24 protein-coding genes are annotated in these 26,956 nt (G+C 61.0%); 12 read left to right on the top strand and 12 right to left on the bottom strand.

Going from position 1 to position 26,956, the window contains the following annotated elements; translation table 11 throughout:
* Window positions 1-82: 82 nt before the first annotated feature.
* The 5 genes from G7Y52_RS10595 to G7Y52_RS10575 all read right to left on the bottom strand — a co-directional run bounded on the left by G7Y52_RS10595 (window position 83) and on the right by G7Y52_RS10575 (window position 5,089).
* Window positions 83-1,240, bottom strand: coding sequence for a tRNA methyl transferase PRC-barrel domain-containing protein (locus tag G7Y52_RS10595; RefSeq protein ID WP_165071562.1), 1,158 nt, complete (start codon window positions 1,238-1,240; stop codon window positions 83-85).
* 285 nt (window positions 1,241-1,525) lie between these two features.
* On the bottom strand, window positions 1,526-2,275 hold the full coding sequence (locus G7Y52_RS10590; RefSeq protein WP_165071560.1) for an amino acid ABC transporter ATP-binding protein: 750 nt from the start codon (window positions 2,273-2,275) through the stop codon (window positions 1,526-1,528).
* Complete coding sequence (locus G7Y52_RS10585) at window positions 2,262-3,065, bottom strand: amino acid ABC transporter permease (RefSeq protein ID WP_165071557.1); 804 nt, start codon at window positions 3,063-3,065, stop codon at window positions 2,262-2,264. Before G7Y52_RS10585 ends, G7Y52_RS10590 begins: the two co-directional genes overlap by 14 nt.
* A 379-nt stretch (window positions 3,066-3,444) precedes the next feature.
* On the bottom strand, window positions 3,445-4,188 hold the full coding sequence (locus G7Y52_RS10580) for a basic amino acid ABC transporter substrate-binding protein (RefSeq protein WP_165071553.1): 744 nt from the start codon (window positions 4,186-4,188) through the stop codon (window positions 3,445-3,447).
* Between the two features lie 259 nt (window positions 4,189-4,447).
* Window positions 4,448-5,089, bottom strand: a complete 642-nt coding sequence (locus G7Y52_RS10575) for an NYN domain-containing protein (protein ID WP_165071549.1) — start codon at window positions 5,087-5,089, stop codon at window positions 4,448-4,450.
* A 643-nt stretch (window positions 5,090-5,732) separates the two neighbouring features.
* Between G7Y52_RS10575 and G7Y52_RS10570 the strand changes: the two genes are divergently transcribed.
* The gene (locus G7Y52_RS10570) at window positions 5,733-7,037 is read left to right on the top strand and encodes an O-antigen ligase family protein (protein WP_241159708.1); all 1,305 of its coding nucleotides are present in this window, start codon (window positions 5,733-5,735) and stop codon (window positions 7,035-7,037) included.
* 22 nt (window positions 7,038-7,059) lie between these two features.
* Here the strand turns inward: G7Y52_RS10570 and G7Y52_RS10565 are convergent, their stop codons facing one another.
* From G7Y52_RS10565 to G7Y52_RS10555, 3 genes are read right to left on the bottom strand one after another with little or no spacing between them, the layout of a single operon-like run.
* Window positions 7,060-7,791, bottom strand: a complete 732-nt coding sequence (locus G7Y52_RS10565; RefSeq protein ID WP_165071546.1) for a hypothetical protein — start codon at window positions 7,789-7,791, stop codon at window positions 7,060-7,062.
* Window positions 7,788-8,132, bottom strand: a complete 345-nt coding sequence (locus G7Y52_RS10560; protein ID WP_165071543.1) for a hypothetical protein — start codon at window positions 8,130-8,132, stop codon at window positions 7,788-7,790. Before G7Y52_RS10560 ends, G7Y52_RS10565 begins: the two co-directional genes overlap by 4 nt.
* A gap of 11 nt (window positions 8,133-8,143) precedes the next feature.
* Window positions 8,144-9,247, bottom strand: coding sequence for a zinc-ribbon domain-containing protein (locus G7Y52_RS10555; protein WP_165071540.1), 1,104 nt, complete (start codon window positions 9,245-9,247; stop codon window positions 8,144-8,146).
* A gap of 3 nt (window positions 9,248-9,250) precedes the next feature.
* Between G7Y52_RS10555 and G7Y52_RS15010 the strand changes: the two genes are divergently transcribed.
* The 5 genes from G7Y52_RS15010 to G7Y52_RS10535 all read left to right on the top strand — a co-directional run bounded on the left by G7Y52_RS15010 (window position 9,251) and on the right by G7Y52_RS10535 (window position 14,343).
* Window positions 9,251-9,538 (top strand): hypothetical protein, encoded by a 288-nt coding sequence (locus tag G7Y52_RS15010; protein WP_206215266.1) that lies wholly within the window; start codon window positions 9,251-9,253, stop codon window positions 9,536-9,538.
* A 547-nt stretch (window positions 9,539-10,085) separates the two neighbouring features.
* Window positions 10,086-11,306: a sodium:calcium antiporter gene (locus G7Y52_RS10550; RefSeq protein WP_165071536.1), complete on the top strand. Its 1,221-nt coding sequence runs from the start codon at window positions 10,086-10,088 to the stop codon at window positions 11,304-11,306.
* A 722-nt stretch (window positions 11,307-12,028) separates the two neighbouring features.
* Window positions 12,029-12,829, top strand: a complete 801-nt coding sequence (locus tag G7Y52_RS10545) for a DUF3298 and DUF4163 domain-containing protein (protein ID WP_165071532.1) — start codon at window positions 12,029-12,031, stop codon at window positions 12,827-12,829.
* A gap of 297 nt (window positions 12,830-13,126) precedes the next feature.
* Window positions 13,127-13,909: a DUF3298 and DUF4163 domain-containing protein gene (locus tag G7Y52_RS10540; protein ID WP_241159707.1), complete on the top strand. Its 783-nt coding sequence runs from the start codon at window positions 13,127-13,129 to the stop codon at window positions 13,907-13,909.
* Window positions 13,910-13,956: 47 nt separating this feature from the next.
* Window positions 13,957-14,343 carry a helix-turn-helix domain-containing protein gene (locus G7Y52_RS10535; protein ID WP_165071523.1) on the top strand — a complete coding sequence of 129 codons (387 nt, stop codon included), beginning with the start codon at window positions 13,957-13,959 and terminating at the stop codon, window positions 14,341-14,343.
* A 105-nt stretch (window positions 14,344-14,448) separates the two neighbouring features.
* On the opposite strand, the gene G7Y52_RS10530 is transcribed toward G7Y52_RS10535, so the two are convergent.
* A complete protein-coding gene (locus tag G7Y52_RS10530; protein WP_165071521.1) occupies window positions 14,449-14,592 on the bottom strand; it encodes a hypothetical protein in 144 nt (47 codons plus the stop codon).
* Between the two features lie 345 nt (window positions 14,593-14,937).
* Between G7Y52_RS10530 and G7Y52_RS10525 the strand changes: the two genes are divergently transcribed.
* Window positions 14,938-15,111: a hypothetical protein gene (locus G7Y52_RS10525; RefSeq protein ID WP_165071518.1), complete on the top strand. Its 174-nt coding sequence runs from the start codon at window positions 14,938-14,940 to the stop codon at window positions 15,109-15,111.
* Between the two features lie 157 nt (window positions 15,112-15,268).
* Here the strand turns inward: G7Y52_RS10525 and uvrA are convergent, their stop codons facing one another.
* Window positions 15,269-18,244, bottom strand: a complete 2,976-nt coding sequence (gene uvrA / locus G7Y52_RS10520; protein ID WP_165071516.1) for an excinuclease ABC subunit UvrA — start codon at window positions 18,242-18,244, stop codon at window positions 15,269-15,271.
* 199 nt (window positions 18,245-18,443) lie between these two features.
* Between uvrA and G7Y52_RS10515 the strand changes: the two genes are divergently transcribed.
* Complete coding sequence (locus G7Y52_RS10515; protein WP_241159706.1) at window positions 18,444-19,061, top strand: hypothetical protein; 618 nt, start codon at window positions 18,444-18,446, stop codon at window positions 19,059-19,061.
* Window positions 19,062-19,157: 96 nt separating this feature from the next.
* Here the strand turns inward: G7Y52_RS10515 and G7Y52_RS10510 are convergent, their stop codons facing one another.
* Window positions 19,158-19,748, bottom strand: coding sequence for an RNA methyltransferase (locus G7Y52_RS10510; protein WP_165071514.1), 591 nt, complete (start codon window positions 19,746-19,748; stop codon window positions 19,158-19,160).
* A 467-nt stretch (window positions 19,749-20,215) separates the two neighbouring features.
* Here G7Y52_RS10510 and G7Y52_RS10505 point away from each other — a divergent pair, with 467 nt between their 5' ends.
* On the top strand, window positions 20,216-21,646 hold the full coding sequence (locus G7Y52_RS10505; RefSeq protein WP_165071511.1) for a sodium:proton antiporter: 1,431 nt from the start codon (window positions 20,216-20,218) through the stop codon (window positions 21,644-21,646).
* Between the two features lie 311 nt (window positions 21,647-21,957).
* Window positions 21,958-22,587, top strand: coding sequence for a sugar O-acetyltransferase (locus G7Y52_RS10500; protein WP_165071509.1), 630 nt, complete (start codon window positions 21,958-21,960; stop codon window positions 22,585-22,587).
* A gap of 208 nt (window positions 22,588-22,795) precedes the next feature.
* Here the strand turns inward: G7Y52_RS10500 and thyX are convergent, their stop codons facing one another.
* Window positions 22,796-23,590 carry an FAD-dependent thymidylate synthase gene (thyX, locus tag G7Y52_RS10495; RefSeq protein WP_165071506.1) on the bottom strand — a complete coding sequence of 265 codons (795 nt, stop codon included), beginning with the start codon at window positions 23,588-23,590 and terminating at the stop codon, window positions 22,796-22,798.
* A gap of 349 nt (window positions 23,591-23,939) precedes the next feature.
* Between thyX and trpB the strand changes: the two genes are divergently transcribed.
* On the top strand, window positions 23,940-25,163 hold the full coding sequence (gene trpB, locus G7Y52_RS10490) for a tryptophan synthase subunit beta (protein ID WP_165071504.1): 1,224 nt from the start codon (window positions 23,940-23,942) through the stop codon (window positions 25,161-25,163).
* A 440-nt stretch (window positions 25,164-25,603) separates the two neighbouring features.
* Window positions 25,604-26,797 carry an integrase arm-type DNA-binding domain-containing protein gene (locus tag G7Y52_RS10485; RefSeq protein ID WP_165071501.1) on the top strand — a complete coding sequence of 398 codons (1,194 nt, stop codon included), beginning with the start codon at window positions 25,604-25,606 and terminating at the stop codon, window positions 26,795-26,797.
* Window positions 26,798-26,956: the final 159 nt, after the last annotated feature.

Here is a 26,956-nt window from a genome sequence, read left to right as displayed (position 1 = left end):
CTTGCTTTCGCCGGGGGCGGGAAGCGCACGTTTTGCCCGTGGCTTGCCGGCACCCCCGGCGCTCCGCGGAGGCGAGGCAGTTTCAACCTGAAATGCTTGTGTCAATTTCTTGCACAATGCCCCCGGCCAGCACTCTGCCGTCAGCGTCGTACACTGCCGCCACCTGTCCGGGCGCGCTTGGGAAGCAGGGGCTGTCCAGAACAATATGCAGGCGGCCGCCGCGCAGACGGGCGCAGGCCGGAACGGGCCGCTGCCGGTAGCGCAGCCGCGCCAGCACGCGCCCGGGCCAGAGCTCCGGCTCCACCAGCACATTGAGCTCTTCCGCCACGCAGGCCGTCATGCCCAGCAGGGCGCGCGGCCCCACCACCAGGGCATTGTGCCGCTTGTCCTTGCCCAGCACGTACAGCGGCTCGCTGTGGGCAATGCCCAGGCCTTTGCGCTGGCCCTCGGTATAGCGCCACAGGCCCCGGTGACGGGCGATTTCCCGCAGGCCTCCCGCGCCGTCGGCCAGCAGGATGGGGCCTGAACCCGGCGGCGTGATGCCCCGCGCGCGCCATTGGGCGGCAAGAAAGTCCGCGTACTCTCCGCTGGCGGGCGCGGAGCCGGAAAGAACGCCGCTCGCCTGCTTCCGCCCCGGCTTCTGCCCCGGCACAAAGCAGATGTCCTGGCTTTCGCCCGGCAGGGGCACTTCAAGCCCGGCCTGGGCCACCAGGGCCGCGCTTTGGGCCTTGGTCCGTCCGGCCAGGGGAAAAAGCGCGTGCTGCAAGCGATCCGCAGGCGCCAGACTCAGAAAATAACTCTGATCCTTGGCCGCATCCCGCGCCGCGGCCAGGCTGACGGGCGCGCGAGACCCGGGCAGGGCGGGTCCAAGCCGGGCATAATGGCCGGTGGCCAGTTTTTCAGCGCCCAGGGCAATGGCCGCGTCCAGCAGAGCGCCGAACTTCACGGCCCGGTTGCAGAGCGCGCAGGGGTTGGGCGTGCGCCCGGCCGCATAGGCCCGGGCAAAGGGCGCTATGACCTGGCTGTGGAATGTGGCGCGCAGATCAATGATATGCAGGGGAATATTCAGGATTGCGCAGGCTGCTTCCAGACCCGGAAGCGGATCGCGCTGCCCGGCGGGCGCGCTGCGCCCGGGCAGAAAAAGCCCGTGCAGGGCCAGGACGTCATGCCCGGCGGCGCGCAAAAGCGCCAGGGCACAGAGGCTGTCCACGCCGCCGCTCACGGCCACGGCTATTTGCACGGCGTCCTCGAGAGTATTTTTTAATTGAAAATATCCATTTCCAATCACTTCGCTGCCATCATTTCGCGTCCAGGCTTCAGCCGTTGCGACGAAGGAAGCTACGGATGAAGACAGCAACTGGTTACTGCGGCAGCCAGCCAACGCAACCGCTGTCGCTATCCGTAAGGCTCGCAGACTCGCCAACGGCTGGCGCAAGCAAGCAAAGCTTGCTAACGGCTACCGCCGGCGCGGGCGCCAGCTAACGCTGTCGCCAGAGCGTTGAGCTCATTTCATGAGCAAAACGCTCTAAAGAATCTGATTGAGAAATTGCCTGAGCCTGGGGTGACGCGGCGAGGTAAAAAGGGCTTCAGGCTGCCCCGACTCCACAATCTGCCCCTGATCCATAAAAATGAGGCGATCCGCCACGGTACGGGCAAAGCCCATTTCATGCGTGACGCAGATCATGGTCATGCCTTCCTCGGCCAGGGTGACCATCACGTCCAGCACCTCGCCGACCATTTCCGGATCAAGGGCCGAGGTGGGCTCGTCGAAAAGCATGATCGCCGGCTGCATGGCCAGAGCTCTGGCAATGGCCACCCGTTGTTGCTGGCCGCCGGAAAGCATGGCCGGGTAGACATTGGCCTTTTCGCTGATGCCCACTTTTTTGAGCAGGGCCAGGGCGCGGGCCTCGGCTTCCTCGCGGGAAAGCCCCAGCAGTTTGACGGGCGCAAGCGTCAGATTCTGGAGCACGGTCTTGTGCGGAAAAAGGTTGAACTGCTGGAAGACCATGCCCAGATTGCGCCGGATATGGTTGATGTTGTTCTCCGGGCTCATGACGTCCAGGCCCTGCACGGTGATTGTGCCCTTGTCGATCTCTTCCAGGCGGTTGATGGAGCGCAGCAGGGTGGACTTGCCGGAGCCGGAGGGGCCGATGATCACCACGCGCTCGCCGCAGGAAACATTGAGGCTCACGTCCTGCAGGGCGGGCAGGGAGCCGAAATATTTCCAGACGTGGCCGATGGTGATGATGGGAGTGGAATCGCTACTTTCCGTCATAATAATTCAACCTGGATTCCATGATGCTCACCGCTTTGGAAAGCAGGAGGGTGATGACCAGATAAATCAGGGCAACGACCGTGTATGTTTCAAAATACAGATAGGTTGTGCCCACAAAACTCCGGGCGCGCTGCATGATGTCCGGCACGGCCATGATTGAGACCAGGGAAGTGTCCTTGAGCATGGCGATGCACTCGTTGCCCACGGGCGGCAGAATGGTGCGCATGGCCTGGGGCAAGACCACGTGAATCATGGTTTGCAGGCGATTGAAGCCCAAAGAGCGCGCGGCTTCGCTCTGGCCCTTGGAAATGGCCATGATGCCCGCCCGGAACACTTCGCCCATGTACGCGCCGTAACAGAAACTGATGGCAATGACCGCCGAAGTGATGCCGCTGACCTGCACAAAACGCGAAAGCGCGTAGTAAATGTAAAAAAGCTGTACAAGCAGAGGGATGCCGCGAATGACCTCCACATAGGTGGAGGCCACAAGATTGATCAGGCGGTTGCGCGAGAGGCGCCCCAGGCCGGTGAGCAGGCCCAGAGGCACGGCGCAGCAGATGGAGAGGACAGTGATCTTGAAGGTGATCAGCACGCCGTCCGGCAGATAGAGCAGGATGCGCAAATACGGCTCGGGCCAGAGCAGGCAGAGCAGAAAGAGCGAAACCACCGCCCCGAACAGGGCGATGGACCAGGCATTGATCAAGCGCCATTCGCGAGGGTCCGGGATGGAAGCCCCCTCGGTGACCATGATGATGTTGCCCTTGCTGTGGGGATCTTTTGTTTCAGGCATGCGCCGCAGCCTCAATGGGGAAATGCCGCGCGCGCAAACCGGGGCCCGGGGGGCGGGCCGTGCGCGGGCTGTTGCTGTTGCAAGGGCCGCCGCGCCGAAATGCTGCCTCGGCGCGGCGGCGGGGCCGAAAAAAATGTCTTAGAGCATTTTGCTTTTGAAATTATTCAATTTCAAAAGCGGCGCTGCCATCATTTCCCCGCAAGCGGGGCAAGTCCCCGCAAGCGGGACAAGCGCCTGAAAAACGTGGTTTTCAGGCTCATTGCTTCAGCCGTTGCGACGAAGGAAGCTACGGATGGAGACAGCAATGAGTTACCACAAAAAACATGCAACGAAACCGCTGTCGCCAGAGCGGTTTGGATAATTTCATTATCAAACCGCTCTAGTTGTTCTTGCCCATCCATTTTTCGATGAGCCGGGCTTCCTCGCCGGATTCTTTGACCTGCCTGATGCCCTTGTTCAGTTTGTCAACCAGGTCCTTGCGGCCCTTGCGCACGGTAAAGCCGTAATATTCCGTGTCGCCGGTCTTGAAGGAAAGATTCAGCTTGCCGGCGTAGTCGGCCTTTTTGTTCACATAAAACATGGCCACGGGATCGTCGCAGATCACCGCGTCAATGCGACCGCCCACCATATCCTGAATGGCCAGGCCCACGTCGTCGTACTCGCGGATTTGCGCGCCCACGTCAGCCTTGCGCAGGACGAAAATGCCCGTGGTGCCGATCTGGCCGCCCACCTTCTTGCCTTTGAGGTCTTTCAGGCTGGTGATTTTCTTGTCCGCGGGCAGCACCACGGCCTGCACCACTTCATAATACGGATCGGAAAAATCGAAGGTCTTCAGACGTTCGGGGGTGATGGTGGTGGAGGAGGCCACAATGTCGTAATTGCCTGTGGCCACGCCGGCGAAAATGCCGTCCCAGGCCACGTTGCGCACATCCACTTCAAAGCCCGCGGCTTTGGCCACCGCGCGGATGTAATCCGTGGAATAGCCTTCGGGCTGTTTCTGGGCGTTGAGCATTTCCATGGGCGGCCAGGTGCAGTCGCTGGCAACGATGTATTTTTCCGCAGCCAGGGCCTGACCGCAAAAAAGGGTCAGCATGAGCAGGGCAAGGGCAACTCCGCGAAACATAGGGCCTCCTTACAAGGAACAGATTGGAAGACAGGGCGGACAAGCATCCCGCGCATGTGCCGGGCGGCCTGTGTTTTTACCGGGCCGGTTTTCAGGCAGAACCGTCTGCCGTCTCCGGCTGGTTGCGCTGCAACGGCGCGCCCGGGATGCACCAAAGCGTGTTGCGCGACCGCCGCAGCATTTCAATCTTTATCCGGGGCCGCAGCGGCAGTCAAGCGTCACCACAGGGCTGCCGCAGAAGATGCGGCAGCCCTGAGCGTCACCAGCGGTTGCCGGGAGCGGGGTCATCGTCCTCCTGCCCGGGTTTTGCGGCCGGGGCGGGCTGCGGCGCGGGTTCGCTTTCAAACTCCTCGCCGCGATCGTCCTTGAGCGACTGTTGCAAAAACCAGTCTTCACGGATGCGCCAGGAAGCCGCGGCCGTGTAGGCGGGCGAGGAGTAGCCCACGGAAAGCACCAGGGTGCGGCGCGCATGCTCCTGCAACCGGATCAGAAGCGGCGTAAAGTCCGCGTCGCCGGAGAGAATGATGAACTCGTCAAAATGCGTGGTATGGGAAAGATCGTCCATGCAGTCCATGACCAGATGAATGTCCGTGCTGGTCTTGCCGCGCGAGGTCAGCGGCGGGCAGTCCACCACCTGAAAGGCGCTGCGGATGAAAGGGTTGCGGAATTCCTGGTAGCGTTGGGGATTCAGATAGCACATGCGCTTCAAAATGCGCCGGCGCACGCCCTCGCCGTAAAGGATGCGCAGGGCGTGGTTTTCAATCCAGCGTACCCAGCGATAGGGCGCGATGCCGAAAGTGCGGGCCGCGTCCGGGTCTGCTTCCAGAAAACGGGTATAAATATTGTCGAAATCAACATACAGCGCGCTGTAAACCTCATCAAAACCGGTAAATCGTGCCATTGTCACCTCAATAGAAAGTATATGAATGCCATATTCGACCGTGCGCGAAAGAACACGCGGCATGGCAGGAAATGCAAAGAGCCGCGCCGCGACCTTTCGTCGCCAGCAAGGACGCTACAGCATATCGCAGAGGAATCCAACAAGTTTCGCATTCCAAGCCCCTGCCGCATGGACAGCGAAACGCGGTTCCGCCACGGCGTTGCAGGCAGCCGCAGCATTGCCGTGCATCTTCATCAGCTCTTCAGGTCGGCAGATACAGGATCGGCGTGGCCGTGAAGCGCCGCTTGCCAGGCGTCCCGCGCAATGGATATTTCCGCTATCGCATTGCTTTAGTATACATAGGCCAGTGGAGAGGGCAAAGCAAGGATTTCAGGGCAGACGCATCTGAAGAGTACATGCAATAATTTGCTATGGCAGTAGAGCGTTTTGCTCATGAAATGCTCTGGAATCGCTGGGAAGAGCCGCACTGCGCTCCCGCGAGGCCTGCGGCTTCGGCGATGCTGTCACATCGCCGCCAGGGCTGCCGGAGAAGATGCGTCAGCCCTGGCAAGGATTTTGCTTTGGCTTGAATTTCATCGCTACTGCGGCTAGGATGCCGCGGACAGCCGGAATCAAATCAGACCGCGCCAGGCAGGGGGGAAGCGTGAAGAAAACTTTTGCCGCTGCAACGCCATGGATCATGCCGCTACAGCAGTCTGTCGCGGCATTGCGACAGGGCCCCCCGGGCCAGTTGTGGTTCTTTTGTCTGTTCTGGTCTTTCTGGCTCTCCCTGGCGTCTTTTCCCATCGGCTACGGCATGCGCGAAGTGCTGCCTGTTCTCAGTGGCATCTTTTTGCTGCTCTATTATCGCCATGAGTGGCACAACAGCGTGCTGCGCAGGCTCAACGCGCGGTCGCTGTTTTATTGCCTCTTTCTGATGATCCTGATCGGCGTGATCTTTTCCGGCAACGTCTGGGCTTCCTTCCTGCACGCCGGCACAGGCATCAACAAGGGCTTCATTCTGCCTTTCATCGCCATGGAATGCGCGCGGGAGGAAAAGGATCTGCGGCGTCTGGTCTGGGCGTGCGTGGCGGCCTGCTTCTGGCAGGGGCTGGACGGGATCTGGCAGGCGGGCACGGGCCGCGACTTCATCATGGGCTATGCGCCCAATGCCGGGCGGCTGACCGGCAGCCTGGGCGACTACACCGTGGGCAATTACATTGCCCTGGCGCTGGTCCCGGCGTTCAGTCTGTGGTTTCTTCTGCGGCAGCGCCTTGGGGCCGTGAGTTCCGGCTTTTTGTGGCTGACCGCGCTGTGGCCCGCCTTTTTTCTGCTGCTGGGCGCGGCCAGCCGCAGCGGGGCTCTGGCCGTGGCCGCCTCGGTCGGGTTCTGGGCCGTGCTGCGCCGCAGAGGCTGGCAATGGCGCATCGTGCTCTGGCCCTTGCTGGCCTTGGGCGTGGCCGCCTTGCTGGGACGGATGCGCCCCGAAGCCTTTATGCAGGACGGTCGCTGGAGTCTGTGGAAGCTGGGCTGGCGGGTCTTTCTGGAGCATCCCTGGTTCGGCGCGGGAGCCGGGCAGTACAATGCGGCGTTCCGCGCCCTGGGCCTCAGCCCGGAAAAGGACGTGATCACCATCAGCCATCCGCACAATCTCTATCTGGACATGCTCTATGCCCACGGCATGGTGGGCTTCAGCCTGGGCATGATCTTTCTGCTCGGCTTTCTCTGGTGGGGCTACAAACGCATCCGCCCGCGCCTCGCGGCGGAATGCGAAGGCAGGTCCGCCAGCCTGCATTGGCGGCTGACTGCCTGGTTCTGGATCGGCTTTGCGGCCTGGCTGGTCAACGGCGTCTTTGGCCATGATTTTTACCGCATCTGGTGGCTGGCCCTGGCCATGAGCTATCTGGGCGTGATGATCGGCGCGGTGGTCAACGGCATGGACGGCGAAAGCACGGCCAGAGCGGTTTAGCTCATTTCATGAGCAAAACGCTCTAAAATGCCTTCGCGCCCAGCACCGAACTCAGGTCGGAACTGTTGCTTCTGCGGGCTGCGGGATTGACCCAGAAGAGCACTTCGCGGCCCATATCCCAGGCCAGAGTGCGCGCAATAAGGCCGGAAGGATCTGCCGGGTTGCGCTCCTTGATCGAGAAAAGGTAAAAATCGTGAACCTGGCGCGCTTCCATCAGGCCGCCCTGGGCCATGGACCACAACAGCACGCCGGATTTCACATCGTAAATTTCAATGGCCAGAGAAAGGGAACTCTCCCCGCCGCTGCCGCCATCCATGTAATGATTGATATAGCCGCCCACCAGAAGCTCCGCGCCCTGCCGCCGCGCCAGGGCCAGGGCGCGCTGCGGCTCGAAGGGCCCCGCGTCCGCCGCGTACTCCAGGGCTTCAAAGGCATTGAGAGAAAGCCAGATGTGCCAGATCTGGCGCGAGAGCATCTCGCCAAAGGTCACGGCGTTGGTGATCTGCTGCCTGGTGCGCAGCGGCACAAAAAGGGCGCGCGGGCGGTGATCCGCGCGTTGGCGCGGGGCCACATAAATGGCCGGGGGCTGGCGGCGCACAAAATTGTCGATCTGAATCTGGATGGGCGTGCTGAAATCCCCGGCCAGGGAAAGGGATGTGCGGCTGTCGTCCGGGGTGGTGGCGCAGCCTGCGGCCAGGCTCAGGAACAGGCTCAGCGGCAGACAGAATCCGCGCAACGCGGCACGAAGGTTCATTGCGGCTTCTCCGAAGCTAGGCGCGCCTTCTGAACAGAGGCGAGCAATTTTTCCTGCGCGTCGCGCAGGCTCACATGCAGGGCAAAACGTCTGTCCGCGGGCACCCGGCAAAACGAGGCAGTGCGGGTCATCTCCGCAAGATGGCGCATCTCTTCGGCCAGACGCGACAAATGGCGGAGTTCAGACGCGGCCAGGGGCACGCTTCGGCGAGCCAGTTCCGCCAGATGCCCCAGTTCCTCGGCCTGAGCGCGGATCTGCTCGGGCCGGATCACCGCGCCATATTCCCGACGCTTGCGAAATTCGTGCCAGAGAGAGCGAAGCCGCTGCCAGAGACGGGCCATGCCCTCTGCCCTCAGATCTGTGCCGCGGCCATCAACTGCAGGAACACCGGCCCGATCAGCAAGAGCAGCAAGGCAAGAGGCGCAAGGCCCATCAGTGTTTGCGGCCAGTTGAGATGCAGAGCGGCGCGCAAGCCCACCACCACGCAGGCCACATTCCAGATCATGCCCGCCACCGGGCCGAGCAGGGGAACGACATAGAGCAGGCCGGGGGCCGAAGCATAGGCCAGCACCTGAAAGATCAGGGCAAAACTGCTTCGCTGCGGCGCGATCAGGCGATAGCTCAGATGGATGATGGCGCTGAAAATATAGATGCGCAAGGTGAGTTCAGCAGTGCTGTACAGCAGGGTTATGGCCAGATTGGTCTGCGGGGCCAGCATGGCGAGTATTTTGCCCAGTTGCGGGTCCGTGGCCGCGCTGGGAGCCATGAGCGTCTGCAACATGCCGCCCCAGATCCGCACGCCCACAATCTGAATCACAGCCACGATCAGATAAAAAGCCAGAGACCGCAGCACGTGCGCGCCGGGATTGAGCCTGCTGAAAAAGCGCGGCGCGTCGAACATAACCCGCATGATCGTCTGGTAAAAGGAGGCAAGCCAGCCGTCCTTTTCCGGCGCCGCATCCCAGGGGATGTCTTCCGCCGCGTCCCGCGGCTCAGGGCCTGCCCCGCCGCGCAGCCGGGCGGCCTCGCGGGCGTAGGCGCGGCTGGCCTCAAGGCGGATGTCCTCTTCCGCCTCGTCAGCCGCGGCTGCGTTGCGGCCCCGGAGGTTGTCCCCGGTCTGATCGTCGCGTTCAGGCTGCCCGGCGTCCGCCGCAATCCCCTCCGGGCGCAACGGCGCGGCCGCGGCATTCATATCGCGCCCCGGCACAATGGCGCCGGGCGGCAGGGGATCATCATGTTCCGTTGCGCCCTGCATTGCCGGGGCCGCGCGGCCCGCGCCCGGAACTTCTGCTTCAGGTTTTGACGCGACGGGCGAAAGCGTCTCCAGCAGGCCCTTGTCGGACGAGAAACGAAAACGACAGCCGCAGTGAGGGCAGGTGACAATGACCGCGCGCGAAGGCAGGCGATCAGGGGACAGTTCCCGGCTGAAACCGCACTGGGGGCAAACGATTTTCACAATATGTCTCCTCATGTCGCCGTAGTATCCGGCTCCGGCCCGGGGCGGCCTTTCTCGGGGACGCTCCCGCCGCGTCCGGCTTTTTACCGCGACGGACGCGGAACCCGGCTGCGCTTTCAGCGCCCGGAACCGGGCGGCCGCAAAAAAAACGGCAAGCCCGCGGCAAAAAACAGCACGGCTTCATCCGTGCCGGGCTCCCCGGCCTCGCGTCACGCCGGCAAAGACATGCCCTTTTCTTCCACAAGCTCACGGCGTACCCGTTGCACCCGCGATCCGGCCTGGTTTCTCTGATTATATTAGCCGCAGGCAGGCCCGCTGGCAAGCCCGCCATGCGGCTTCCGCGCTCTGCGCCGACCCTTTCCTTGCGGGCAATCCGTGTCGCTCCCTGCGCATTCTCACGGTGACGCGCGCATCCCTTGGAGCACGGCCGCGTGTTCGCCTTGACACTTCGGCGGCCTGCGGCTAACGTGTCCTTCACAAGGGGAGTAACTGGGTTCCCGAAACCCGGGCGGCATCAACAGCTTGACCTTGAGGGTCTGGTGCCGCCGTCGGCCCTGCCGATCAGTGAGACCTTGGCATTCTGTGCCAAGGTCTTTTTTTCGATCATGTCCCCGGATGGGAATGCTCTCTCCGGCAGACAACGGGCCGCATTGCGGCCAGTCATGCCCGCTGCGCGCGCAAACGGCTGAAGGGGAGGGGCCGTGCGCCGGGGCGTGGAGCCCGGGAAAAGCCCTGCCTTTCGGATCATTTTTCGCCCAAGGGGAAAATGCGACTCTGCAAAGGGCTCAACAGAACGCGCATCCAGCGCGAAAACCGCATCTTATTTCAAGGAGACGTTATGAACCTCCGCGCCCTGCGCCCATATCTCCTGGCCGCGCTGATCACCCTGCCGGGGCTGGGCCTGCATTTCATGCACCCGGACATGTCGCCGCTGCTGGTGGCTCTGCTCTCGGGCCTGGCCATTCTGGGGGCTTCCTTCCTGCTGACCTGGGCTTGCGAAGTGGCCCAGCTCGACATCCCGCAGGCCGTGGCCGTGGCCGTGGTGGCCTTTATTGCCGTGTTGCCGGAATACGCCGTGGACATGTATTTTACCTGGATGGCGGGCCAGCACCCGGAAAGCGCCTATTCCCACTACGCCATTGCCAATATGACCGGCGCCAACCGGCTGCTGATCGGCGTGGGCTGGACGGCCATTGTGCTGATTTTCGCCGGGCGCTACCACGCGGCCGTGCAGTTGCACGACGATAAACGCACGGATGTGCTTTTTCTGGGCATGGCCACAATCTATGCCCTGCTGATTCCGCTTAAGGGCTCGCTTACCTGGGTGGATGGCCTGATCTTTCTGGCCATCTACGCCTGGTACATCTGGATCATCGCCCGCCGTCCGGTGGAAGAGGAAGCCCCCGAAGGTCCGGCCGCGGTGCTGGCCAGGCTGCCCAGGCGCACTCGCCTGCGGACTGTGATCGGCATTTTTCTTTTTGCGGCCGTGGTGATCCTCTTCAATGCCGAGCCGTTCAGCGAAAGCCTGGTGGCCAGCGGCAAGCTGTTGGGCGTCAACGAGTTTTTGCTCGTGCAGTGGCTTGCGCCCATCGCCTCTGAAGCTCCTGAATTCGTGGTGGCCGTGATGTTCGCTCTGCGTGGCAACGCCGGGCTGGCGCTGGGCAGTCTGCTCTCGTCCAAACTTAACCAGTGGACATTGCTGGTGGGCATGATACCTGGCGTCTATGCCGTTTCCTCCGGCGGCCTTTCTCCTTCCATAAACCTTGACACGCATCAGTTTCAGGAAATATTATTGACAGCCGGGCAGTCGATCTTTGCCGTGGCCCTCTTGCTGGATCTGCGCCTCTCCATACGGGAAGCGTTCTGGCTGTTGCTTCTTTTCGCGGCCCAGCTCTTCTCGCCTTTCTACGACGTGCAGCTGGAGGCCATGCTGGGCCTGCCCCATGATCCCTTGCGCCTGCACTTGTTTTTCGCTCAGGTCTATCTGGCCCTGGCCGTGGTGCTTTTGCTCAAAAACTGGCGCAAAGTCTGGCTGTTGCGCCTGGGTTTTAAAGTCTAGAGCATTTTCTCTTTGAAAATGCTCTCTGACGCGAAAGCGGCAGCCGCCGCAACGCGGCGTACATTCAGGCGAAAACCGCGTTTTTCGCCTGAATGCCACCTTTGACTTTCATAAAAAGTCAAAGGTAATCTGCTCTAGAGCATTTTGCTTTTGAAATTATTCAATTTCAAAAGCGGCGCTGCCATCATTTCGCGTCCAGGCTCCAGCCGTTGCGACGAAGGAAGCTACGGATGGAGACAGCAATTAGTTAGCACAAAAAACATTCAACGAAACCGCTGTCGCCATCCGTAAGGCTCGCAGACTCGCCAACGGCTGGCGCAACGCGGTCTGGACGCTCATTCGGCGCGGGCGTCCGCTCCCGCGGTCGCCAGAGCAATTTCAAAGTGAAATTGCTCTAGGACTGTGTCTTCATCTTGAGGCGCTTTTCCTTTCAGGGAAACAAGCCGCTTGTGGAAGAAGCGCACTCCAGCCTCAGCCGTGGGCGACATAACCGCCTTGCGGATGACGCCGGCAAGAAAGGCATACGCGCAATACAGTTGCGCTCCTGCCTTGCCCGTGAGAGTGTTCGGGCTTGACGGGCAAGGCCGGCAGGGCCGGATGCCGGGGCAGGCTTCTTTAACACTTGGAGATTGTATAATCTCAATTGTACAATCTCCAAGGTGCCCTGCGTTCAAGAAAAACCGCCTGGAAAATTCTGCTTCAGTGCCGCAAGGAGAAAAAACATGCCGCGTGAATATACCCTGTTTCTGACTCTGCCCGCAGCCTGTGCGCTGGCGCTCCTGCTGCTCTGCGCGCAGGCCACCGCCGCGGAACCGGCTGCGGAGCCAGCGGAAAGCGCCGTCGCGCCTGCCGACACGGAAAATGACGCGCCCGTTCAAGCCGTTTATCCGGGCGTGGTCAACCGGCGGATTACGCGCGGCGGCTCCGGCCAGCCGCAAGTCAGCCTCTGGTATCCGGAGCTGGGCCAGCCCCGCGTTGACGCCGAGATCCGGCAATGGGCCGCAACGACCGCCGACGCCTATGAGCGCGAAGTGCATGAGAGCGGCGACGCGCCCGGCGAGGAGCGCCCCGAAACCTACAGCACATGGGATCTCACCGGGCTGTTTGAAATCTCGCGCCCCTCCGCTGCAGCGGTGAGCGTGACGTTCAACGTCTACAGCTATACCGGCGGCGCGCACGGCAATCTGGAAATCACCTGTCTGAACTACAGTCTGCCTGCGGGCCGCCGCCTGAGCCTTGCGGATCTGTTCGCAGATCCTGAAAAAGCCCTGCAATTGATGTCCGTCTGGTCCCAGCAGGAACTGCAACGCAGCCTGGGCGAATATGCCGATGCAGAGATGATACGCGACGGAGTGTCGCCGGATCGTAAGAATTTCGCCAACTTGAGCCTCATGCCGCAAGGCGTGCGCATTGAATTCCAGCCCTATCAGGTAGCTCCCTGGGCCGCCGGGCCGCAACATCTGGATATGCCCCTGACGGAACTGCAAGCCGCAGGCCCCAACCCCCAGATCTGGAAGGAATAGCGCAACCGTAGCGCACGGTCGCTTGCCGCGCAGGATTCAACCGCTTCGACATGCAGCGGCAAAGCGGCTTGAGGCTTGAGCCAGGGCCGCGCAGGCACAGGCGCGACGTATTTGCGCTCTTGCCTTGCGCGTTAGAGTGTTTTTTGATTGAACATATTCATTTTCAATCAAAAAATGCTCTGGTGAATCTTCGGGCTTTACGAGAAGCGCCCAATGGCGCGTTGAGGTGGGTTCATGCCCCGTGTTTTTTGTGCGTTTTTGATGGGAATATTTTGCTGTCTTTTCACCGCAACCGCCGTGGCCGGCGCAGCACTTCCGGATCTGGCCGTCTCTTCCCCGGCACTGCCTGCGGGCAGCCTGTCAGCAGAGGACACTGCGGCAGGCGAACTGCGCGGCAGTGATGCGGCGGCGGCCGAAATTTCCGGTTCCACGCGACCGGGCATTCTGGATCATCAGATCATCCGCCCCGGAGGCCCGGGCAAACCTCTGATCAATATCAGCTATCCCTCCCTCGGCCGCAGTGACATTGACGCGGACATCCGCCACTGGGCCACAAGCATTGCCGACGCCTTTGAGAAACATCTGGACACCGAAGGTTTCGGCCTGTCCGGCAGGGAAGATGAAGCGGAACAAGGCCCCTCCTACGAGCTCTGGGGCTCCTGCGATGTTTCCCGCCCCTCCGACGCGGCCATAAGCCTTACATTTGAAATCTGGACCTATACCGGCGGCGCTCACGGCAACCAGGATATCATTACCCTGAACTACAGCCTGATCACGGGCCAGCGCCTGGGTCTGGTAGACTTGTTCGAGGCCCCGGAGACGGCCTTGCAGTTGATGTCCGACTGGTCATACCGGGAATTGTCCCGCCGTCTCGGCGGCGGCCGCCAGGAACAGATGCTCAGGGACGGAGCCGCGCCCACGGTGGAGAATTTTTCCAGTTTGACGCTTACGCCCGCAGGTCTTTTGATCAACTTTCAGCCGTATCAGGTGGCTCCCTGGGCCGCGGGCGCGCAAAAGGTCGAGATGCCCCTGGACGAATTGCTGGGGGCCCGGCCCCTGCTGAGCATTTGGGGACGCTAGCGCGTTTTGCTATTGAAAATATGTAAAAAATATTTTAAACTGTATGTATGGCAATCGCAAGCAAAGAACTCCGGATCAAGGCTGTTGAGGCATACAAAACTGGCAAATTTACACAGCAACAGTTAGCTGATGCCTATTGCGTTCATTACAAAACAATACAAAACTGGTTAAGAGCAGATGCCAATAATGAAGAACAAGTTCCGAAAAAACGCGGTTGTCGTCCTCGAATTTTTACCAAAGAAGAAGAAAATGAACTCATTTTGCTTATAAGGGACCAACCTTCAATCACTCTTGAGAAGATAAAAGCAAAATTTAACAAAACATGTAATATTTCTGCCATTCAGCGCACCTTGCTCAGATTGGGAATTACATACAAAAAAAGCTCCTGGAGCTTCAGAGAAAAATCGGAAAGAGATAAAAATGGCGCGTCATGACTGAAGTAGTGGAGTAAGATAAAGACAAAAATACAAGAATATCAGACAACGGACAGAAATACGCTTTTTGAGGCAAGCAAAAAAGCGTGCGAACCGATAACCGCCTCACATGCTGCGGGCCGGTGTAAAAGCTGTGGATATTTTCAAGAGCAAAATGCTCTGGAGCGTTTTGCTCATGAAATGAGCCAAACGCTCTGGCGACAGCGGTTGCGTTGGCTGGCTGTCGCAGTAACCAGTTGCTGTCTTCATCCGTAGCTTCCTTCGTCGCAACGGCTGAAGCCTGGACGCGAAATGATGGCGGCGAAGTGATTGAAAATGAATATTTTCAATCAAAAAATGCTCTAGTTACCACAAAAAAACATTCAACGAAACCGCTGTCGCCATCCGTAAGGCTCGCAGACTCGCCAACGGCTGGCGCAAGCAAGCAAAGCTTGCTAACGGCTACCGCAACGCGGTCTGGACGCTCTGCGCGTGTCGCAGGTCTGGCCGGCGCCTCTTTTTTGTGTATGCCTATTATGAAGTTGACTTTCATTTTCATAAAGCGCACTATGAAAGCGCAACGGGATCAAAAAATCCGCAAAGGAGAAAGCAAACATGGACATACAGCTGATTCTCGTGCTTCTCTGCATAGCAGGGGCGCTCGTTTTCATGGGCCGTCGCTTTTATCGTTGCCTGCGCAAGGGGCACTGTTCCTGCGGCTGCGAGGACAGCGGCGACGGCAAGAAAAACTGCCGCGCACGCGGCTGCCCGGAACGCAAGTTGCCCTGATCCCTGGATCATAGTCCTTTTGAAACGCTCGCTCCGGCGCTTGACGGCGCAAGGAAATTGCGTCTGCGCCTGGCTCTGCTGCCGATAGAGCTGCTGTCGCTCTCTGCACGTCCTTGCGGGCGACAGCGACCACGCCCGCAAGCCCTTCGGGCCAGGCTCAGGCGGCTTGTTTTTTGCGCCGTTTGAGCCGATCCGTGCGCTCCTGCATCAAAAAACGCCCGGTCACGGACCGGGGATCGGCCACCAGCGCCTCGGGCGTGCCCGCCGAAACAATCAGGCCGCCGTTTTCGCCGCCGCCGGGCCCCATGTCCAGCACATAATCCGAGGCCAGGATCATGTCCGTATTGTGCTCAATGACCACCACGCTTGCCCCCTTGTCCACCAGGGCATGCAGCACCTTAATCAGTTTGCCCACCTCGTGCATGTGCAGACCGGTGGTGGGTTCGTCCAGAATATACATGGTCCCGGGCAGGGAACGCTTGCCCAGCTCGCGCGAGATCTTGATCCGCTGGGCCTCGCCGCCGGAAAGCGTGGTGGCGGGCTGGCCCAGGCGCAGGTATTCCAGGCCCACTTCCTCCAGCACGGCCAGCCGGCGCTCCAGGGAGGGGTAGTTCTCAAAGAGCTGGCGGGCCTGATGCACGGTGAGATCCAGCACTTCGGCGATATTCAGGCCTTTGTAGCGCACTTCCAGGGTTTCGTGATTGTAGCGTTTGCCCTTGCAGATGTCGCAGGTCACATACACATCGGGCAGAAAATGCATTTCCACGCGGATCTGCCCGTCGCCGCCGCAGGCCTCGCAGCGGCCGCCGCGCACGTTGAAGCTGAAGCGCCCGGGCTTGTAGCCGCGTTTGCGCGCGTCCGGCGTCATGGCAAAAATGTTGCGGATTTCATCGAATATTTTGGTATAGGTGGCCGGATTGGAACGCGGCGTGCGGCCGATGGGCGTCTGGTCAATGGCCACGATGCGCTCAATGGGCGCGCCGCCCTGTTCGTAGCTCAGGCCGCCGATGCTGCCCGGCTGGTCCACGCGCAGGCCCAGGTTGAGGGCCAGATGTTTGTAGAGCGTGTCCACCACCAGCGAGCTTTTGCCCGAGCCGGACACGCCGGTCACGCAGGTCAGCACGCCGAGGGGGATACGGCAGTCAATGCCGCGCAGATTGTTGGTGGTCACGTTGCGCAGCAGGATTGCGCCCTGGCCCTCGCGCCGGGCGTCGGGCAGGGGAGTGGATTCGTCCCCGCGCAAATAACGGGCCGTGAGCGTGTCGGCCCTGTTCAGGAGCTCGTCCACCGGGCCCTGGAACATAAGCTCCCCGCCTTGCGAGCCGGAGCCGGGCCCCAGCTCAATGACCGTGTCCGCCGCGCAGATGGTCGCCTCGTCGTGCTCCACCACCAGCACGGTGTTGCCGCGCGTCTGCAGGGAGCGCAGGGTGCCCAGCAAACGCTCGTTGTCGCGCGGGTGCAGGCCAATGGACGGCTCGTCCAGCACATAGGTCACGCCCACCAGACCCGATCCCAGTTGCGAGGCCAGACGGATGCGCTGGGCCTCGCCGCCGGAAAGCGTGCTCATGGAGCGGCCCAGGGAAAGATATTCCAAGCCCACGTTGCGCATGAAGGAAAGGCGGAAGGTCAGCTCCTTGAGCAGCGGCTCGGCGATCAGGGCGTGGCGTCCCGTAAAGGCGCGCTTCCGGAGCCATTCCAGACACCGTTCCACGGAAAGCCCGCAGAACTGCGCGATATTCAGATCGTCCACGCGCACGGCCAGGGCTTCGGGCTTGAGGCGCGCGCCCTTGCAATCCGGGCAGTCCATGGACTGCCGGAAGCGGGCCAGCACTTCCCGCCAGGCCTCGCCGTACTGCATGCCTTTTTCCAGCAGGGGGATGACGCCGGGCCAGCGCGCGTCGCTCACGTTCAGCGCGCTCTGGGCCAGCCGGGCCTGCGTGAAATGCTCGCTCTGATAATCCCCGCCCGCGCCCAGAGCCACATTGCCGCCCATCCAGTTGCGGCGCAGACCCAGGGAGCCGGCAGCGGGCTTGCCGCGCTCGTCCTCGCCGTAAAAGAGCGCCGCGAGGGCCGCGTCCGAGAAGTCCCGCAGGGGCGTGGAGAGCGTGAATTTGAAACGCTTGCCCAGGGCTTTGAGCGCGGCCGCGTAACGGCTGAACATCCTGGGCGTGGCCCAGGGCAGCAGCGCGCCGCTGTTCAGGGAAAGGCCGCGGTTGGGCGCAATCAGGCGCGGCTCGAAATAATCCACGCTGCCCAGACCCACGCAGCGCGGGCAGGCCCCTTGCGGGCCGTTGAAGGAAAAAAGCTGCGGGCTGGGCGCGGGCAACGAAATATGACAATGCGGACAGACCGAGGTCGTGGAATGTATGCTGTCGCCGCCTGCCTCCGAGCCGGCCCCGGCCTTGCCCGGCTCATGCAGAATCAGGCGGCCCTCGCCGTAGCGCAAGGCCAGCTCCACGGAATCGGCCAGCCGCCCCCGGATGCCCTCCTTGCTCACCAGGCGATCCACCACCAGCTCAATACTGTGCTTTTTGTTTTTGTCCAGGGCGGGCACGTCGTCCAGGGTGTAAAAAACGCCGTCCACGCGCACCCGTGCAAAACCCTCGGCCTTGAGCTTCTTGAACTTGTCCAGATGCGTGCCCTTCTGCAATTCCACCAGCGGCGCCAGGACCATGAATTTGGTCCCCTGCGGCAGAGCCAGGATGTCGCCGATGATCTCATCCGCGGCCCGCGCCTCAATGGGGCGGCCGCACCGGGGGCAGTACATCCGGCCCAGGCGCGCGAAAAAGACGCGCAAAAAGTCGTGAATTTCCGTGACCGTGCCCACGGTGGATCGCGGGTTACGCGAAACGCTCTGCTGTTCCAGGGAAATGGCCGGGGAAAGGCCCTCGATCTTTTCCACATCCGGCTTGTCCATCTGGGGCAGAAACTGACGGGCATAGGCCGAAAGGGATTCCACATACCGGCGCTGGCCCTCGGCATACACGATGTCAAAGGCCAGGGTGGATTTTCCCGATCCGGAAGGCCCGCAGATCACCACCAGCTCGTCGCGGGGGATGTCCAGGCTGATGTTTTTGAGATTGTGCTGACGGGCCTTTTCAATATGGATGCAGGGCTTGTTGTCCGTTTTCATGGGGCTGTATGTAAGCAGCCCTGAAGCTCTTGGCAAGCCCGGGGCTGCCGCATAGGCTGCGTCAGCCCTGGCCGCAACAGCAGGGCGTCTGGACAAAGCCTGCCCAACGCAGTATAAAAATTTTTACGGATTGGCAGCCGCGCTCCTGTGCTCTAATGGCTGCCGCTGTGACCGGTCGTTGCCGGAGAGGAAGGTAATTATGCTTCATTGCCTGCGGATCGCCTCTTTTCTGTTCATGCTGATCCCACTGCTTGCTGCCGCGCGGGCGCAAGCCGAAGACAACGGCATGACGGCCAGGGGCCTTTTCACCCTGCTGCCGGTCAGTATTTTTGAAAATACCGCAGAAGGTCTTTCCGAATCGGAGAAGCAGCAATTGCTGGCTGAAGGCCATACGGAATTCTGGGAAATCGCCGGAGAAACCGAGGACGTGATCGTTTTCGCGGCCCTGCCCTTCCGGGACAGCGCCGTGGCCCTGCGGCTTTTCCGCAACAGCGCCGACGGCTCGGTGGAAGCGGCTGTGGGCACCCTGGGCAGCCCGATCTGCACCATGGAATTGTGGCGGGTGGACAGCTCCGCGCGCATGGTGCCCATTGATACTCCCCCGGAACCGGATATCAGCGAGTTTCTGGGCCAGGGGCAAAAGCTGCCGCGGGACGTCAACCCCACGGTGCTGATCTGCCTGGGCCTGGGGGGGCTCAAGGCCCAGCCCGTGTTCTGGAACAGCTCCGGCATGGCGCATGTGCCCCTGGCCAATGACGTGAGCTTTCAGTGGAACGGCAAGGCCTTTGAAAAGCGCGTTTTCCCGCATAAGGAATGAGGCGGGCGCCAGCCTGCCGCCTGGAAAGCGCAAGAAGCAGGAAGCGTGGCAAGCCGCGCTGCGGCGCGCCGTGGCGGCGGCCGGGCGTGAGCGGGGCTATTTCTTCAGCCACTCCTCCAGTTTCAATTCCAGTTGGGCCTCGCTCAAGCGGCTCGCGGCGTACATGCCCGCGGCCTCGCGCTGGCGCGCGGCTTCGGCCAGAATGATCGCCGCGGCAACCGAGACGTTGAAGCTTTGAATCATGCCGCGCATGGGGATGTACAAAGCGCCGTCGGCCAGGGAGAGCAATTCCGGCTCCACGCCGCTGTGCTCGTTGCCCATAATCACGGCCGTGGGGCGGGTGAAGTCCCAGTCGCGCAGCGGTCTGGCGGCAGACGCGCAGGAGGTGGCCAGCACCTGCATGCCCGCGCCGCGCAAAGCGGCCATCAGCTCCGCGCTGTTTTTGTGGCGGACGCTTTCCACCCACTTGCGGGCCGAAGCCGAGCTTTTGCGCCCCAGCGTCGGAAAAGGCGTGTCCGTGTAATAAAGATGCACCCGGCTGACGCCGAAAGCGTCGCAGGAACGGTAAATAGCCGAAACATTGTGCGGATCGTGAATATTGGCCAGCACCAGGGTCAGATCGTCCTGACGGCGGCGCAGGACTTCAAGCAGGCGTTCCCTGCGCCGGGGCGTGGGCTCTTTGGACATGTTTTCCGGTCCTTCTCGGGTTGCAGGGGTTGAAACAGAGCAGCGACACTTCCGGGCAAAATGATCTTCACGTCCGACCGGGGCGGGTTCTTGAGCATATTGCTTTTAAAACGCTCGCTCCGGCGCTTCACGGCGAAAGTAAATTTCGCCTGCGCCTATCTCTGCTGTCGTCATCCGTAAGGCGGCACAGCCGCCAACGGCTGACGCTCGCGGCGGGCATGGCTTCGCCCTGCCAGAGCGTTTAGCTAATTTCATGAGCAAAACGCTCTCCCGCCTGCCCCCGGGCGCGCATGCGGCCTCAGGCATACGGCGGTCGGGCGTTGGCGCGTCGCCGCCTGTTCCGCTGATGTGTCAGAAAAAACTTTTTCAGGCAAGCGCATTGCAAACGCATGGGATTTAGCCTAAAAAACGAAAAAAACTTTTTTTTCAGTGAATAGTGCGATCGTACTTTTTTTCAGGAGCGCATCATGTCAAAACTCCGCACCATGCTTTCCGCCCTCTTTGTGCTGTTGATCCTGCCTTGCGCGGCTCTGGCCGCCGAGGGCCACCCCACCATCCCCGGCTCGCAGCTTTCAGCCGTCTGGGTGATTCCTTTTGCCTGCATGCTGCTTTCCATTGCCATCATGCCCCTGGCGCTGCCGCACTTCTGGGAACACCATTTCGGCAAGATCGCCGTGTTCTGGGGGCTGGCGTTTCTGGTGCCCTGTTTGCTGGTTTTCGGCTTTCCGGTGGCATTATACGAGTTTCTGCACATTATTCTGCTGGATTACATCCCCTTCATCGTCCTGCTCTTCGCGCTTTTCACGGTGGCCGGAGGGGTGCGCCTGAAAGGCTCGCTGGTAGGCACGCCGCTGGTGAATACGGGCATTCTGGCCGTGGGCACCATCCTGGCCAGCTGGATGGGCACCACAGGCGCGGCCATGCTGCTGATCCGGCCGCTGCTGCGCGCCAACGCCCATCGCAGATACCGCGTGCATTCCGTCGTGTTTTTCATCTTTCTGGTGGCCAACATCGGCGGCTCGCTGACGCCGCTGGGCGATCCGCCGCTTTTCCTGGGCTTTCTCAAGGGCGTCAGCTTTTTCTGGACCACCGCGCATCTTTTCTTCAAAACCCTGCTTCTTTCCGTGACGCTGCTGGCCATTTTCTTCCTCCTGGACACAGTGCTTTTCAACAAGGAAGGCCGTCCCGCGGCGCCGCATGATCCCAAGGCCGTGGAAGAAAAACTCGGCCTGGACGGCAAGATCAACCTGCTCTTTCTCCTGGGCGTGGTGCTGGCGGTTCTGGCCTCCGGCATGATGCCGCTGGGCGCCTGGATCGAAGTCTACGGCGTGCCCGTGGAAGGCCAGAACCTGTTGCGGGACATTGTCCTGCTCTGCCTGGCCGGTCTTTCCTGGAAGTTCACCAGCAAGCGCTGCCGCGAGCTCAACGGTTTCTCCTGGGCTCCCATTGAGGAAGTGGCCAAACTTTTCTTCGGCATTTTCCTGAGCATGATTCCGGCCATCGCCATTTTACGCGCCGGCACGGAGGGCGCGCTGGCCTCCCTGATCCAGATGGTTTCCACGCCGGACGGCCAGCCGGTCAACGCCATGTACTTCTGGCTCACCGGCGCGCTTTCCAGCTTCCTGGACAACGCGCCCACCTACCTGGTGTTCTTTAACACCGCGGGCGGCGACGCGGCGCACCTGATGACCGATATGGCCACCACCCTGGTAGCCATCTCCGCGGGCGCGGTGTTCATGGGCGCCAATACCTACATCGGCAACGCGCCCAACTTCATGGTGCGCTCCATAGCGGAAAACCAGGGCGTGAAGATGCCCAGCTTTTTCGGTTACATGCTGTGGTCCGTGGGCATCCTGATCCCGTTGTTTGCGCTGCTGACCTGGATATTCTTCATCTAGAGCGGTTTGCTGTTGAAAACGGCAACCGCTCTGGCGGCCGCGAGAGCGGACGCCCGCGCCGAATGAGCCTGAAAACCACGCTTTTCAGGCGCTTGTCCCGCTTGCGGGGGCTTGTCCCGCTTGCGGGGAAATGATGGCAGCGCCGCTTTTGAAATTGAATAATTTCAAAAGCAAAATGCTCTAGAGCGCGTAACGGCGCAAGTACATTTCGCCCGCGCTGTGGTACGGGCACGCTGAAGAGCGGCGGCCGGATGGCCGCCGCTCTTCAGCGTGCCCGCGGCAGGGCTGATGCGCTCAGGAGAAAATCGCCCATGAATCACAAGGAAAGAATGCTTGCCGGGCTGCCGTACAAAGCCTGGCTGGACGGCCTCGCGGAAGAGCGTCTTGCCAACCGGCAGAAAATTTTCCGCTATAACAGCCTGCCGCCGGAGCGGGAAGAGGAACGTGACGCCCTGATCCGCCAGATTCTCGGGGCATGCGGCAGGCATCTGCGCATTGAAGGCCCGTTTTACTGTGATTACGGCTATAATATTGAAGTCGGCGAAAACTTCTTTGCCAATTACAATTTCACCGTGCTGGACGTGGCCAGGGTCAGGATCGGCAACTACGCCATGATCGCGCCCAATGTGGCCATTTACACGGCCGGGCATCCGCTGCACCCGACGCCCCGGAATTCGGGCTATGAGTATGGCGTGGGCGTCAGTATCGGCGACAATGTCTGGATCGGGGGCAATACAGTGATCAACCCCGGCGTGCATGTGGGAAACAACGTGGTGATCGGCTCGGGCAGCGTGGTGACCAAAGATATAGAGGACAATATGCTGGCCGTGGGCAATCCCTGCCGGGCGCTGCGCCGGATCAGCGAGGCTGAGCGGCATTGCTGGCTCAGGCAGGAGCGCTTTGACGTGGACGATTATGAGCGCCCCTTTGGAGCGGAGTAACCTTGCAGCGCATGGCGTCTGAAAGTTTCGCTCTGCCGAAAAACGCGGTTTTCGCCTGAATGCCACCTTTGACTTTCATAAAAAGTCAAAGGTAATCTGCTCTAAAGGCGAGCGCCCGGCAGGGGCGGACGACGCGGCAGCCTGGGCGCGGGAGGGCCAGCACAGGCCTGAAGGCCCGTGCGCGGCCAGGCCCTGAGCCCCAAGCGGCTCACTCTTTCTCAAATTCCTCGCGGCGCGGGCTGTGCCGCCCGTGCTCGCGCAGCAGGGCCAGGGCTTCGTCCTTGGTCATGATCCGGCCCTTGCAGCGCGCATTCTGCAAGGCGTTTTCCGGGCAATAGCCCAGTTGCACGCAATTGGGGCCCGCGCCCGCAAAAAGATCCGGCGCGGCCCGGCGGCAGAGGCGCAGCATTTTCCAGGCCAGATCGCGGATTTCATGCTGGGCGTTGCGGCAACAGCGGATGGCGAACCAGTCCAGCAGGGCGTGGGCGTTCATGCCGATGATCGCCTTGAACTCCGTGGCCTGGGGCTTCAGATAGCGCAGGTCTTCCTCGGGCAGCCCGGCGCTGAGACCGGCATCATACCACTGGCGGGTCAGCTCGGCCAGATCCCGGCCGCTCAGCCGGGCCTCGCGCCCGTCGGGCAGGGTCACAGGGGCTTGGAATTCCGCGGCCTCGCGCGGATACACCACGGAGAAGCGCCGCTTGCCGTTCAGCTCCGCCCGACCGGATTTGATCAGATAGGAGGCCAGTCGCTTGCGCACCAGTTGGGTCTCCGTGACGCGCGAGTAGCCCTCAATGCCGAAGAGAAAAAAGTCGAACTCCAGAGCCGCGCGATGCCCGGAAGCCAGAATGTTTTCAACAATCCGGCGGGAGTAGGGCGAAGCGGCAATGTCTTCCAGCGCGCGCTCGCTGCGCACAAAGCGCGCCGCCAGATCCGTGTAGATTTTACCGCCGCCCGCGAGCAGCAGCACCTTGCCGTTGCCGGTGAATTTCTCGTCGATCATCAAAAGCACTCCCGGTTGCGGACGCGGCATTGCGGAGCCTGCCGCGGGCTGAGGCAATATATGGAAAATCACCCCCGGCGGCAAGGCGTGGGGAGGCTCGAGAGTTTCACCTTTAGAGTGAAATTTCTTTCTCAACCATGTAAAAGTAAAATGAATTTTTGAAGAAAATATCTCAAAGGCGAATCCTTCGGAGGCGCGACCGTTCAGTCCTCAAGGACGCATCCGGGACAGATTGACTTTGAAATGCCGTGCCCTGAGAGCAGCCGCCGTCGCCTTGACAGGGGCGGGGCAAAAAAGACAGAATAAGAGCCGTTTTTGCGATTTTTCAATTCCAGTGAAGGAGAAGAGCATGAGCCAATCCGCCCGTTACGGCATCCCCGACAGCCGGGGGTTTTTCGGCGCATATGGCGGCCAGTACGTGCCGGAAGCCATCAAGGCGCGCCTGGATGAGCTGAGCCGGGCCCTTGATGCGGCCCTTGAGGACACGTCCTTTCAGCGGGAGTTGGAATCTCTTTTTGTTCATTATACCGGCAGGCCCAGCCCGGTTTTTCACTGCGCCAACCTGAGCAAACGTCTGGGCGGCGCGCAGATCTGGCTCAAGCGCGAAGATTTGAACCACCTGGGCGCGCACAAGATCAACAATACCCTGGGCCAGTGCCTGCTGGCCAGGCGCATGGGCAAAAAGCGCGTCATTGCCGAAACCGGGGCGGGTCAGCACGGCGTGGCCACGGCCGCGAGCGCGGCGCTCATGGGCCTGGAGTGCACAATCTGCATGGGCGAGGTGGACATTGAGCGCCAGCATTTGAACGTGATCCGCATGGAGATGCTGGGCGCGCGCGTGCTGCCCGCCACATCGGGCCAGCGCACGCTCAAGGAAGCCGTGGATGAAGCCCTGGCCCTGTGGATCAGCGATCCGGACATGTTTTACGTGCTGGGATCGGCTGTGGGGCCGCATCCCTATCCCTATATGGTGCGCCGTTTCCAGTCTGTCATCGGTCGGGAGGCCCGCGCCCAGATGCTGGAGGAGCTCGGCCGCCTGCCTGACGTCTGCCTGGCCTGCGTGGGCGGCGGCTCCAACGCCATCGGCCTGTTCGCCGGTTTTCTGGACGATGCCGACGTGCGCCTGGTAGGCGTGGAACCCGGCGGCCGGGGCACGGCCTACGGCGAGCATGCGGCTTCGCTCTGCCTGGGCGAGCCGGGCGTGCTGCACGGCTTTCATTCCTATATGATCAAGGATGCCGACGGCGAGGCCGGGTGCGTGTACTCCATTTCAGCGGGCCTTGATTACCCCTCGGTCGGGCCGGAACACGCCCAGCTCAAGGATCAGGGGCGCGCCGAATATGTCAGCGTCACGGATCAGGAAGCCCTGGAGGCCTTTTTTGCGCTTTCGCGCCATGAGGGCGTGATTCCCGCCCTGGAATCCTCGCACGCCCTGGCGCAGGCCATGAAAATGGCTCCGGGCATGTCCGGGGACAAGGCGCTTCTGGTCAGCCTGTCCGGCCGGGGCGACAAAGACGTGGCCCAGGTGGCCGAAATGCTGCGGGAGCATAAAATCCGGCAGCCTGAAGCATAGTGAAAAGCGGAGACAGGAATGCGTAGAGCGGTCTTGGGGGGCACGGGCTTTATCGGCACGCCCCCAAGGTCAGCCCTCATTAGAGCATTTTTTTGATTAAGTTGCCTAACTCGTTTCAGGAAGTCCAAAGATGTCTGATTAGCATGTAATTTCAATATGTTAATCGGGAATCTTTGCCTTATCCCATCCACAAAAATCCACCTGCATCCACAAAAACCGTTGGTAGACGTGTTGGTAGTCTTTTGGTAGGTCTGGGCGGTCAATGACGGCGTTTCCCAGGGTCTGGCAGTGCTGCCCCCGACCCTGGAAAACTGAACGGGGTTCCCCTCTCAGCTACCGGCATATTTCTTGTACTACCTTGTATCAAAAGGTTTTTTCAGGAATATGCTGGTAGCGGTCAGTCCAGCCGTACCAAGAAACACCACTCTGGAGGTGGCCGGATGAAACTGACCGACACATTCATACGGCATGTCACAGCCAACGGCAAGATTCAGAAGCACTCGGACGGCGGGGGCCTGTTCCTCTACGTCACGCCTACGGGCAAAAAATCGTGGCGGTTGGCGTACCGCTTTGCGGGCAAGCAGAAGCTCATTTCCCTTGGCCCGTATCCGTCCGTGAGCCTGCGCGAGGCGCGGGAAAAACGGGAAGAGGCCAAAAAGCTGCTGCGGGAACATACCGATCCCAGCGAGGCCCGACGCCAGGCCAGAGAAGCGGCGGCGGAAGCGGCCCGCAACTCTTTCGAGGACGTGGCGCGGGAGTGGTACGCCAAATATTCAGCGAAATGGGTTCCCGCATACCAAAAGGCGGTCATCCGCATCATGGAGGAAAACCTCTTCCCCCACATTGGCAAACGTCCCATCAACGCTATTACCCCAAGGGAACTGCTGGCCGTTCTGCGGCGGATGGAGGAACGGGGCGCGCTGACCATAGCCCACAAGGCGCTGCGTGATGCCGGACGGATTTTCCGTTACGCCGTTGTCACCGGCAGGGCGGAACACGACATTGCCGCCGATCTGCGCGGCGCTCTCGCCCCCACGGTCAACGGCCACCATGCGGCCATCACCGAACCCGTTGCCGTGGGCGAACTGCTGCGCAGGATCTACGCATATAAGGGGAACTTTTTCATCTCCCGCGCCCTGCGTCTTGCGCCGCTGGTTTTTGTCCGGGCCAATGAACTGATCCGCGCGGAATGGGAGGAAATCAACCTTGAGGCGGCGGAATGGCGCATTCCGGCGGAACGGATGAAGATGAAGCAAATCCACATGGTGCCGCTTTCGCGTCAGGCCCTGGTAATTTTCCATGAACTGCATGAGAAAAGCGGCGATGGACGCTTTGTCTTTCCTGGCAACAGGACGGGAACCAACGGCCCCATGTACAGGGGAGGCCCTCTGCGTGTTCTGCGGCAACTCGGCTGTGCCACCGGCGAACATACCTTCCACGGCTTCCGGTCAATGGCGTCCACCCTCCTGAACGAGCTTGGCTATAGCACAGACTGGATAGAGCGCCAGCTTGCTCATTGTGAGCGCAACGGCGTCCGCGCCGCGTACAACTATGCCGAGTATCTGCCGGAACGGCGACGCATGGTTCAGGAGTACGCTGACTATCTGGATATGTTACGCGGAAAAGTACAATAGACAGCATAAAAACAAGACACGCGCCCGCCGCCCCGTTCCAAAGATTCCATAATGCGGCGTGACCGAGGCATGCCCCTTGATCGCGCCGTTTCTTTTTTCCATCCCGCCTGTGCTTCCATGTTCTCCAGTTTCGCCAACGCCACCGGGCCGGGCTGTCTT

Source organism: Desulfovibrio sp. ZJ200, assembly GCF_011039095.1.
Classification (GTDB): Bacteria; Desulfobacterota; Desulfovibrionia; order Desulfovibrionales; family Desulfovibrionaceae; genus Desulfovibrio.
Note: the sequence above shows the minus strand (reverse complement) of the source record. Positions and strands in the feature narration are given on the sequence as shown.

Bases quoted from the DNA above. Each gene is read 5' to 3' on its own strand.
- G7Y52_RS10565 (WP_165071546.1), bottom strand. From the start codon at position 7,791: ATGAACCTTCGTGCCGCGTTGCGCGGATTCTGTCTGCCGCTGAGCCTG.
- G7Y52_RS10550 (WP_165071536.1), top strand. From the start codon at position 10,086: ATGAACCTCCGCGCCCTGCGCCCATATCTCCTGGCCGCGCTGATCACC.
- G7Y52_RS10530 (WP_165071521.1), bottom strand. From the start codon at position 14,592: ATGAAGACAGCAACTGGTTACTGCGACAGCCAGCCAACGCAACCGCTG.
- G7Y52_RS10580 (WP_165071553.1), bottom strand. From the start codon at position 4,188: ATGTTTCGCGGAGTTGCCCTTGCCCTGCTCATGCTGACCCTTTTTTGC.
- trpB (WP_165071504.1), top strand. From the start codon at position 23,940: ATGAGCCAATCCGCCCGTTACGGCATCCCCGACAGCCGGGGGTTTTTC.
- G7Y52_RS10525 (WP_165071518.1), top strand. From the start codon at position 14,938: ATGGACATACAGCTGATTCTCGTGCTTCTCTGCATAGCAGGGGCGCTC.
- G7Y52_RS10560 (WP_165071543.1), bottom strand. From the start codon at position 8,132: ATGGCCCGTCTCTGGCAGCGGCTTCGCTCTCTCTGGCACGAATTTCGC.
- G7Y52_RS10515 (WP_241159706.1), top strand. From the start codon at position 18,444: ATGCTTCATTGCCTGCGGATCGCCTCTTTTCTGTTCATGCTGATCCCA.
- G7Y52_RS10590 (WP_165071560.1), bottom strand. From the start codon at position 2,275: ATGACGGAAAGTAGCGATTCCACTCCCATCATCACCATCGGCCACGTC.
- G7Y52_RS10510 (WP_165071514.1), bottom strand. From the start codon at position 19,748: ATGTCCAAAGAGCCCACGCCCCGGCGCAGGGAACGCCTGCTTGAAGTC.
- uvrA (WP_165071516.1), bottom strand. From the start codon at position 18,244: ATGAAAACGGACAACAAGCCCTGCATCCATATTGAAAAGGCCCGTCAG.
- G7Y52_RS10505 (WP_165071511.1), top strand. From the start codon at position 20,216: ATGTCAAAACTCCGCACCATGCTTTCCGCCCTCTTTGTGCTGTTGATC.
- G7Y52_RS10535 (WP_165071523.1), top strand. From the start codon at position 13,957: ATGGCAATCGCAAGCAAAGAACTCCGGATCAAGGCTGTTGAGGCATAC.
- thyX (WP_165071506.1), bottom strand. From the start codon at position 23,590: ATGATCGACGAGAAATTCACCGGCAACGGCAAGGTGCTGCTGCTCGCG.
- G7Y52_RS10485 (WP_165071501.1), top strand. From the start codon at position 25,604: ATGAAACTGACCGACACATTCATACGGCATGTCACAGCCAACGGCAAG.
- G7Y52_RS10575 (WP_165071549.1), bottom strand. From the start codon at position 5,089: ATGGCACGATTTACCGGTTTTGATGAGGTTTACAGCGCGCTGTATGTT.
- G7Y52_RS10545 (WP_165071532.1), top strand. From the start codon at position 12,029: ATGCCGCGTGAATATACCCTGTTTCTGACTCTGCCCGCAGCCTGTGCG.
- G7Y52_RS10585 (WP_165071557.1), bottom strand. From the start codon at position 3,065: ATGCCTGAAACAAAAGATCCCCACAGCAAGGGCAACATCATCATGGTC.
- G7Y52_RS10500 (WP_165071509.1), top strand. From the start codon at position 21,958: ATGAATCACAAGGAAAGAATGCTTGCCGGGCTGCCGTACAAAGCCTGG.
- G7Y52_RS15010 (WP_206215266.1), top strand. From the start codon at position 9,251: ATGTCTCCTCATGTCGCCGTAGTATCCGGCTCCGGCCCGGGGCGGCCT.